Origin of the sequence: Pseudoalteromonas sp. SG41-5 (genome assembly GCF_014164495.1) — a bacterium.
Taxonomy (GTDB): domain Bacteria; phylum Pseudomonadota; class Gammaproteobacteria; order Enterobacterales; family Alteromonadaceae; genus Pseudoalteromonas; species Pseudoalteromonas rhizosphaerae.
This window is the reverse complement of sequence record NZ_JACJFH010000130.1, coordinates 1-9,298: the sequence shown is the minus strand read 5'-3', so window position 1 is coordinate 9,298 and position 9,298 is coordinate 1. Positions and strand designations below refer to the sequence as shown.

The 9,298-nt window shown below is 37.2% G+C and carries 7 protein-coding genes; 4 read left to right on the top strand and 3 right to left on the bottom strand.

Translation table 11 applies throughout. The features are described from left to right. Positions 1-349: 349 nt before the first annotated feature. The 3 genes from H5232_RS21080 (at position 350) to H5232_RS21070 (ending at position 5,457) form a co-directional block, all read left to right on the top strand. Positions 350-1,120: a tRNA isopentenyl-2-thiomethyl-A-37 hydroxylase MiaE gene (locus tag H5232_RS21080; RefSeq protein ID WP_182718153.1), complete on the top strand. Its 771-nt coding sequence runs from the start codon at positions 350-352 to the stop codon at positions 1,118-1,120. 199 nt (positions 1,121-1,319) lie between these two features. After that, the gene (locus tag H5232_RS21075; RefSeq protein ID WP_182718152.1) at positions 1,320-3,545 is read left to right on the top strand and encodes an EAL domain-containing protein; all 2,226 of its coding nucleotides are present in this window, start codon (positions 1,320-1,322) and stop codon (positions 3,543-3,545) included. After that, positions 3,538-5,457 carry a sensor histidine kinase gene (locus H5232_RS21070; RefSeq protein ID WP_182718151.1) on the top strand — a complete coding sequence of 640 codons (1,920 nt, stop codon included), beginning with the start codon at positions 3,538-3,540 and terminating at the stop codon, positions 5,455-5,457. The genes H5232_RS21075 and H5232_RS21070 overlap by 8 nt, the downstream gene beginning before the upstream one ends. Positions 5,458-5,505: 48 nt before the next feature. Here the strand turns inward: H5232_RS21070 and H5232_RS21065 are convergent, their stop codons facing one another. The 3 genes from H5232_RS21065 to H5232_RS21055 form a co-directional block, all read right to left on the bottom strand. Beyond that, positions 5,506-6,285, bottom strand: a complete 780-nt coding sequence (locus tag H5232_RS21065; RefSeq protein WP_182718150.1) for an ABC transporter substrate-binding protein — start codon at positions 6,283-6,285, stop codon at positions 5,506-5,508. 47 nt (positions 6,286-6,332) lie between these two features. After that, positions 6,333-7,076: a UDP-2,3-diacylglucosamine diphosphatase gene (locus H5232_RS21060; protein ID WP_145241478.1), complete on the bottom strand. Its 744-nt coding sequence runs from the start codon at positions 7,074-7,076 to the stop codon at positions 6,333-6,335. Between the two features lie 89 nt (positions 7,077-7,165). Continuing rightward, positions 7,166-7,657, bottom strand: coding sequence for a peptidylprolyl isomerase (locus H5232_RS21055; RefSeq protein ID WP_182762578.1), 492 nt, complete (start codon positions 7,655-7,657; stop codon positions 7,166-7,168). A 150-nt stretch (positions 7,658-7,807) separates the two neighbouring features. Here H5232_RS21055 and cysS point away from each other — a divergent pair, with 150 nt between their 5' ends. Further along, complete coding sequence (gene cysS / locus H5232_RS21050) at positions 7,808-9,187, top strand: cysteine--tRNA ligase (protein ID WP_182831454.1); 1,380 nt, start codon at positions 7,808-7,810, stop codon at positions 9,185-9,187. Positions 9,188-9,298: the final 111 nt, after the last annotated feature.

Genomic DNA, 9,298 nt, shown 5'->3' with positions numbered 1-9,298 from the left:
GATAAATACAGTGATAACAAGGCGTAAATTTTGACATGTAGTTGTTCTACTTGAAAAAATTATAACGCAGTTAGCGCTTTATTTAGCTCGCTAGAATGGTTAAATATTTAAGTCGATTGGTATTAGTTCGCTGTTTTATTTTTATACAGCTTGTATTAAGTTATGGTTCAGTAATGGGGTCTTGTCAAGAAACACCAATGAGAGACGAAAGCAAAAAAATCAGCGGGGATATATTTAACTAGAGTTCGGGTTATTTAATTAATCAAACCCCCAGCTTTGTTTTATTATCAGTCATTTTTCATGATAAAATCATTTTCTTAATGACAGATACTAATGAGCAACTCCCTTCGTGCCACATAGCAAACTTTTAGAACCGATTAAGCAATTTTTACGTTGTGAAACCCCTTTAGGGTGGATTGATGAAGCCACTAAAAAAGAAAACCTAGCGGTTATTTTAATTGATCATCTCATCTGTGAGCTTAAAGCCGCGCAATCTGCGATGTTTTTAATTCGTAAATACGCCGTGGATAAACAAAGCAGCGATGCCTTGCTTGAGTGGCTGAAGCCGTTTGAAACGCTGATATACAAACGTGAAGGGAATTGGCGCGATCTTGCGGCTAAAAACAAACTGACTAAAGCAGTGATCCCAAAATCTGATTCAGCTTATGGGCAAGATTTGGTTGATAAAATGGTGATGTTGATCAAAGAAGAGCTGCACCACTTTTATCAAGTATTAGAGATCATGGATGAGTACGGTATTGAGTATCAAAGTATTACGCCGTGTCGTTATGCTAAGGGTATGCTAAGACATGTAAAAACCTTTGAGCCAGATGCACTGGTCGATAAGCTCATAGTCGGTGCTTACATCGAAGCTCGTTCGTGCGAGCGTTTTGCCGCGCTTGCACCCCATGTAGATAAGCGTTTAGGTGATTTTTATATTTCGTTATTGCGCTCTGAGGCACGCCATTACCAAGACTATTTAACTCTTGCCCAAGAAATTGCTGGTTTTGATATTACCGAGCGGGTTAAAGAGTTTGGTGAAATTGAAGCGCAGTTAATTACATCTTTTGATGACGATTTTAAGTTTCACAGTGGTACGCCGGTAAATAAAAGCGCTTAACCAACACTAACATGTGCTGCAGCTTTCAAACCATGCTGTAGCACATACTTTATTATCAAAAGTGTTTTTAAATTAGACACATCAAAAACTCTCACCTAATATTTAAAGCAAGTTAATTTTTTTATTTATCAGTTATTTTATTGCTTTGCAATGCATTGTAAATGAAAGGCCATTGCTATTATTATTTTGGTGGGTATATATGGATGAAAAAGAGGGATTATTTGTATTTTCTGCTGAGGAAGAGTTAGTAAATACTGACCTTAAAGTATGGAAAATTCTAACCGTTGAGGATGATCTCGATTATCAACATGCATTAGTTAATAGCTTAAAAGAATTAAAGGCCAAAGAAGGCTACAAATATGAGTTATTAGCGGCCAACTCAGTACCAGAAGCTGCGCTTGCTTTAAGTATGCACCCAGATATAGCACTTGTTTTTATCGATGTGGTTATGGAAGAAGATGACTCCGGACTGCGTTTGGTAAATACCATCAGAGAAGTGATTGGCAACGCTGAAATGCGTATCGTGTTACTAACAGGGCAGCCCGGTTTAGCCCCTGAAACCGATGTGATGAAAATGCTCGATATTGATGAGTACTGGAATAAGTCTGACATTTCTGCGCAAAAGCTTGAATCAATCGTTAATAGTAATATGCGAACTTGGCAATATATTTCGCAAATAACAGCCGCTAAACAAGGTTTGCAACTTGTGCTTGATGCATCAAGGAGCATTAATAGCAAACATGATATGGGCTCATACTCAGCTGCCGTGCTGCAAGAACTAAGCAATATTTTAAAAATATCCGAGGGAGGCGGGATCCTTTGTTCAAGCAACCTTGATAAAGGCGACAATGCAATGATCCTCACTACCAACGGCTGCTTTAATGGTATGAAAGGACAAAAAGTAGATAGCAATTTACTGGCCGATATGTACGATGACTTCCAGCTAGCGATTCAAGAGAAACGTCATGTGTTTTCAAATCAGCATAGTATCTTCTTCTTCCCAGCAACCATTGCTGAAGGCACGCACTATATTACCTTGGTAAAATCAGATAATCCCATTAGTGAAGAAAACGAATATTTATTGAAAGTATTTAGTGAAAACGTCAGTAGCGGATTTGCTAATATTTCATTATTAAATAGATTAACCGAGCTTGCCTATACCGATGTTTCATTAAACTTACAGAATAGAAACTGGTTAACTCGCGAAATTAAAAATATGAACGTATATGAAAAATCCAAAATGCGTTTAATTATTTTTGATATTTATCAGTTTGATGAAAAAGCATTTACCTTTGGTTATGATTTTTGTAGAAAAATCATAAAACTGGTACATAAAAGTATTGTAGATGTTTTTTCAATATATGACCCCAGAATTGCGATTATTAGTAATAGTAGCTTTGGCATGCTCATTAATGTTGATTTTGATATTACAGATGATATTGCGCGTTTTCATAATAAACAAAAGTACGAAATTGAAAATGTTAAGCAATTTATTGACGTAAGAGTGTTGGAGTTAAAGCTAAGTTGCGCATCAAATATTACTCCCGAAAAAGTAATTAGCCTGGCAGAGTCGAGTTTAAATTACATGCAAGTAACTCAAGCGAAGTTTATTTTGCATACCGATGAGAAAACAGTGGCAATAACAAGGCGCTATGAGTTAATGGCGCGCTTGAGAACGGCTATTAGTACCAAAGAATTGCGTGTCGCTTTGCAACCAAAAATGTGCTTGAAAACATTAAAACCAATTGGTTTTGAAGCGCTAGCTAGATGGCAGTTAGCTGATGGCAGCTTTGTAAATCCTGAAGAGTTTATAGAACTTGCTGAAACAGCTGGTTTAATTAATGAGCTAGATAATGTTATTTTTGAAAAAATACTACAAATAATTAATCAACTTAAAAAATGTGGTATAAATTTACCTATTGCGTTTAACGCATCATCTTATGACTTGATCGATCCTTCTTACTTTGAGTCTATCAAAAGTCGGATTGAGGAATATAAAGTATCTCCCTCGATGCTGGAACTTGAAGTGACAGAAACCCAAGCGATCAGTAATTACAACTTTATTAAAGAGGCTTTATCACGATTTATGGCATTGGGTATTAAAGTGAGTATTGATGACTTTGGTACGGGTTATTCATCGTTAGCACATATAAATGAAATACCGTCGAATGCGATAAAAATTGATCGCTACTTTGTCAGCAACCTTGAGCATAATATAAATAATCAATACATGATAAAAATGATCATCAGTCTCGCAAAGCAATTTGATTTTAAAGTTATTGCTGAGGGTGTTGAAAACGAATTTGAGGTGCAATGGTTAAAACAAGCAGGTTGTGAAATGGCCCAAGGTTACTTTTTTGCAAAACCATTATTTTATGATGATTTACTGATCTGGTTAGCACAGTTTGATAATGTAAATGACTAAAAAAAGTAACTCATTTTATAGCGACAAAAAAGGCGTACTCATAAAGTCGCTGTTTATTTTATTTGTTGCGATATTAATTGGCTGGCTGGTATACGAGCAAGTTTATCAGTCAAAAGTAACCATAATAAAAGAGCGCCAAGATGAAAAACTAGTGCTTGTGAGTACTGATTTATCTAAAGAGCTAAGCAGTATTAAAAAACTCACTCAGCTGTTAGCAAATGGCCAAGTATTAAAAAGTAATACAGGTTTAAATACATTGAGCGCTCAACAAAGCGACAAGCTCATAAATGATTATTTTTTAAATTTTGCTTCTGTATCAACCAATATCTCACAAATACGTTGGCTTGAACGCAGTGGTAAAGAACGTTATAGAATTAATTTCAGCAATAAAAAAAGCGAAATTGTTGAGGTATCACAATTACAAAATAAGCAAAATCGTTATTACTTTAAAGAAGGGATGTTAGTTGCACCACCGAATACATTTATTTCAGAAATTGATTTAAATATTGAGCGTGGAAAAGTTGTTGTCCCGCATGAGCCAACAATTAGGGTGACTTACAGAACGCAAGGTGGTGATTATTTAATAGATGGCTTGTTAGTAGTGAATTTTAATCTGGATTATTTATTTAGTAATATTCGACAATATGATGAAAAAAACACCCAAGTAAATATTCTAAATCATGATGGTTATTGGTTGTATAATAAGGATCCCGCATTACAGTTTGGGTTTATGTATAATCAAGTTAATAACTCGCTAGCAAATAACTCTCCAGCGCTTTGGCAACACATCATTGAACATGACGTACAAAGCACCTCACGTATTTTTCATGACAGTTTATATACTTTCAGGCGATTCTCTATTGTTTCACTACGTGAATCAACACAAAGAACCGCAGATTCAGATAAAGAGATTATTATACTTATCGGTAGCCCTAAAGAGCTGCTGTATAATGCAAAAATGACTGCTTTTCAATATGCTGCTCTGTGTAGTGTTGTTTTATGTATTTGCGGTTTTGGTTTTAGTTACCGTGAATATTTATTCCAACAGCAACTAATTACTTTATCTTATAAACTACAGCGTGAAAAAGTAGAGTTAGATAGCGTCAACAAACAGCTCGATTTAACTATAAGGCAGCAGCAGCAATTACAAACAAGCTTACTCGAAGCTCGAAAACTATCGTCTTTAGGGTTGTTGGTGGCGGGGGTTGCTCATGAGATGAATACACCCATTGGCGGTGCTATTATCTCAGTATCTAACGCGAATGTGGTTATTAATAAGTTGAGTGACGCGATAAAAACCGGATTAACTAAATCGCAATTAGATAAAAGCACACAGAGCATTGAGGAAAATTTAGGGTTAGCTAAAATTAATTTAAATAAGGCAGCGGTATTAGTTAAAAGTTTTAAAAAAATGGCGATAGACCGTCATAATGATGATGTCATCACATGTAATATAAGAAAAATAACTGAAGATTTACTGATCTCCCTTAATTCAAGATTAAAAAACTCAAACGTAAAAGTGAAAACCTTAGTTGATACTGACCAAGATATAAAAAGCCGACCAGGAATTATTTCCCAAGTGCTAGAAAACCTGATAATGAACGCACTAACCCACGGGTTTGCCAAAAATCAAGTCGGTGAAATTGAGATAAAAATAGCACAAGCTGCTAGTCAATCCATTAAATTAACCATTTCAGATAGCGGTGTTGGGATTAAAGCAGAGTCTCAACAGTACATCTTTGAGCCTTTTTACACCTCAGCTCGTGGTATTGGCAATACTGGGCTTGGCTTATATATGGTGCACCAATGGGTTACACACATTTTGCAGGGGGAAATTAAATTACAGTCCAATCCACACTCTACAGAGCGCTTTAAAACTGAGTTTACTATTACTATACCCAAACTATCTTAAGATGCAGAATTCGTTGCTTGGAGTGATAGTCATATAAGCATTTGTGTTTTAACGTTTTAAAAATTGTAGGTATTGCTCAGTCTTAGCTTCTGAAAAGCCATGGCGTAGGAGAACTTGTGCGGCCTCACCATTATTTACAATGGTGTTGAAACCGTTTTCTAATTGTATTAATTGTTGCTTACTTTGCACAGCAGATTTGGAAAAAATAATATATAGGTAGTGGGACGCTAAATGAGGAGGGATATATACGATTGACTGTCCTGTTTGTAATTGTGGATGATTGTTTAACCAGTACTCACCGACTTCTTTGGTACCAGCTACTAAATCAACGCGGCCAAGCTGTAACACGCGTAAGCTGCTGATCAAGTCATTAGTCGCTGTAATAGCTAAATTATGTTCACTACTAAAACCCTCGCTAACTATATAATTACTACCTTTACTTATGCTGTATGGCTGTAATGACGTTAAACTGCCATCGTAATTTATTTTGCTACTTTTTCGTTTAAATAATCCAGTAAATGACTTTGCTAATGGTCGTGAATAGTGGAATGTTTTTTCTCGCTCGGCGCTATAATAAGCCCCTAAAAGAGCTGTTCGCTTATTTTTTTCAAGTAATCTTAGTGCACGAGCCCAAGTTGTAAACTCAATGCTAGCTTCAATATCTTGGCTTGCTAATGCAGTAATAATAATATCAGCTAACCAACCTTGTTGCGGCAGTTGCTCTGAAAAATACGGGGGAAAAGGCTCGGTAACAAAAAGCCATTTATCTTGGCTGTATGTATGGCCTGCGTAAAATAAACAAATAAGTATGAAAAATAATTTAAGCATTACGACCAGTACTAAAAACGATCAATATCGTAAGCGTAGACAATATTTTATATTTGTGCGAATGGTTCACTCACTAGTTCTTGTGTCTGTGCGGTAACAACTAAATAAGAGCCTTGAGTATACCAATCACCCAGCACTGTGCGAGTGAGTGTTTGCTTATCTACTTCATAATGATGCACATTAGGGCGATGGGTATGGCCATGGATCATATGTTTTACTTGGTGTTTTGCAAATGTTGCTAGTACCGCTTGTTCAGTAACATCTAATATTTCAAGCGCTTTACCGGTTTGATTTTGCTTTGATTTTTCTCTGGCATTTTGCGCAACTTTACGACGATACCAAAGTGGCATAGCAAGCATTAATCTTGGCCACCACCAACTGCGGCCTTTTTTACGAAACTTTTGATATTCAATATCTTGTGTGCACATTTCATCGCCATGCAAAATGACAGTGGGAGTGCCATATAAGTCAATTACCAGCTGTTCGGGTAATAAAGTCATTCCTGCTTGTTTGGCGTATTTATCGCGCATAATGAAATCACGATTGCCATGCACAAAATATACTGGGGTGCCGTTATCACTCACTACTTTTAAATGCTTTGCAACTTCAGTTGAGAGTGCAGTTACATAGTCATCACCAACCCATACTTCAAAAAAGTCACCAAGTATATATAGCGCGTCTACATCCTTATTAATAATATGCGTATTTAAAAACTGATAAAAAGCTGCACTGATATCTGGGCGATTTTCACTTAAATGGAGGTCGGCAATAAAGTAGGTTTGGCGAGTCATAGGTAAGTCTTTTAAAAATAAATAAAGCGGGCATATACGTATAGCATAAATACCCGCTAAAACGCCACGTTACGTGGGTAAGCGTACTATTAGTTTACAGTTACGCTTGTGATGATAACGTCATCAAGAGGTACGTCTTGATGAAAGCCTGTGCTACCTGTAGCAACGGCTTTAATTTTTTCTACTACGTCCATGCCTTCAACAACTTCAGCAAATACACAGTAACCCCAGCCTTGAGATGTTTCGCTGCTGAAGTTTAAGAAGTCATTGTTATTCACGTTAATGAAAAACTGTGCTGTTGCTGAATGTGGATCAGGAGTACGTGCCATAGCAAGTGTACCAACCTTATTAGAAAGGCCATTGTTTGCTTCATTTTGAATAGGATCATGCACTTCTTTTTGTGTCATACCTGGTTCAAAACCACCGCCTTGTACCATGAAACCATCAATCACACGGTGAAAAATAGTGCCGTCGTAAAAGCCTGCGTTAGCATACTGTAAAAAGTTTTTAACTGTGTTTGGCGCATCTTCTTTGTGCATGTTAATGGTGATATCACCAAAATTTGTGTGTAGAACAACCATGTGGTTTCCTATTAGCTGATTTATTTGCCGCTATTTTATCTTAGTTAGCTAAGATTAACAAAGTGCTTATTCAATTGATAAAGCGCTAGAGCAGGGGCTTTTCAAGTGTTAACATAGCGATTCAAGTAAATAGTCAAGGACTTAAAATAAATGGTAAATATATACAACACACTCACGCGTCAAAAAGAGCAATTTAAACCTATGGTCGACGGCAAGATCGACATGTATGTGTGTGGTATCACCATTTATGATTATTGTCATATTGGTCATGCCCGCACATTTGTTAGCTTTGACGTGATCGTACGTTATCTTCGTCACATTGGTTATGATTTAAAGTATGTGCGCAATATCACCGATGTTGATGACAAAATCATTAAGCGTGCGAATGAAAATGGCGAAGCGATTAACGACTTAACTGTGCGTATGACAAAAGCAATGCATGAAGATTTTGATAGTCTAAACATGTTACGTCCAGACATTGAACCTACAGTCACAGGTCATATGGACGAAATTATCGAAATGGTTGAACGACTAGTTACTAAAGGCCACGCCTATGTTGCAGCCGACGGCGATGTTTTATTTGACGTCTCAACGTTTGAGCAATACGGTGCATTGTCACAGCAAGATTTAACTATGCTACAAGCCGGTTCGCGTGTTGAAGTAGCACAAGATAAAGATGATCCACTTGATTTTGTGTTATGGAAAAAAGCCAAAGCGGGTGAACCATCATGGACATCACCGTGGGGCGAAGGTCGTCCAGGTTGGCATATTGAATGTTCGGCAATGAGCTCAAAGCATTTAGGTGAGCATTTTGATATTCATGGCGGTGGTTCAGACTTACAGTTTCCACACCATGAAAATGAGATTGCGCAATCATGCTGTGCAAATAACGGCAAGTACGTCAATACCTGGATCCATACGGGGATGGTACAAGTAAATAAAGAGAAGATGTCAAAATCATTAGACAACTTCTTTACTGTTCGTGATGTACTTAAAGAATATGATGCTGAATCGGTTCGTTATTTTTTAATTTCTGGTCATTACCGCAGCCAGTTAAATTACTCGCAAGAGAACTTAGATCAAGCACGTTCGTCGCTTGAGCGTATTTATACGGCACTTCGTGGTGTTGAGCCTATCAGTTGTGATTTAGCAACAAATGAACATGTGGCTAAATTTAGAAAAGCAATGGATGACGACTTTAATACACCAGAAGCATTACCGGTGTTATTTGAATTAGCCAAAGAGCTAAACCGTGTAAAAGACGTTGATGCTGAGCAAGCGGGTAAGTTAGCATTTGTACTGCGTAGTCTTGGGGAAGTGTTAGGGGTTGCTCAACAAGCACCAGAGGCATTTTTACAAGGTGGCCAAGCAGATGACGAAGTTGCCCAAATAGAAGCGTTAATAGTTAAGCGTAATGAAGCGCGCGCGAGTAAAGATTGGGCTGCGGCTGATGAAGCGCGTGATGCTTTAAATGCACTTGGGGTGATACTGGAAGACTCTGCAGGTAGAACTACATGGCGTAAAGCGTAATTAATTACCGTCAAATAGGCATTGCTGAATAAGACGTATTTTAGTAAGTATTATATTAGTAAGTGTTATAAAGGGTTGCCAATTTGGCAGCCTTTTTATTTTTTCTAGCTT

Bases quoted from the DNA above. Each gene is read 5' to 3' on its own strand.
- H5232_RS21075 (WP_182718152.1), top strand. From the start codon at position 1,320: ATGGATGAAAAAGAGGGATTATTTGTATTTTCTGCTGAGGAAGAGTTA.
- H5232_RS21070 (WP_182718151.1), top strand. From the start codon at position 3,538: ATGACTAAAAAAAGTAACTCATTTTATAGCGACAAAAAAGGCGTACTC.
- H5232_RS21065 (WP_182718150.1), bottom strand. From the start codon at position 6,285: ATGCTTAAATTATTTTTCATACTTATTTGTTTATTTTACGCAGGCCAT.
- H5232_RS21060 (WP_145241478.1), bottom strand. From the start codon at position 7,076: ATGACTCGCCAAACCTACTTTATTGCCGACCTCCATTTAAGTGAAAAT.
- H5232_RS21055 (WP_182762578.1), bottom strand. From the start codon at position 7,657: ATGGTTGTTCTACACACAAATTTTGGTGATATCACCATTAACATGCAC.
- cysS (WP_182831454.1), top strand. From the start codon at position 7,808: ATGGTAAATATATACAACACACTCACGCGTCAAAAAGAGCAATTTAAA.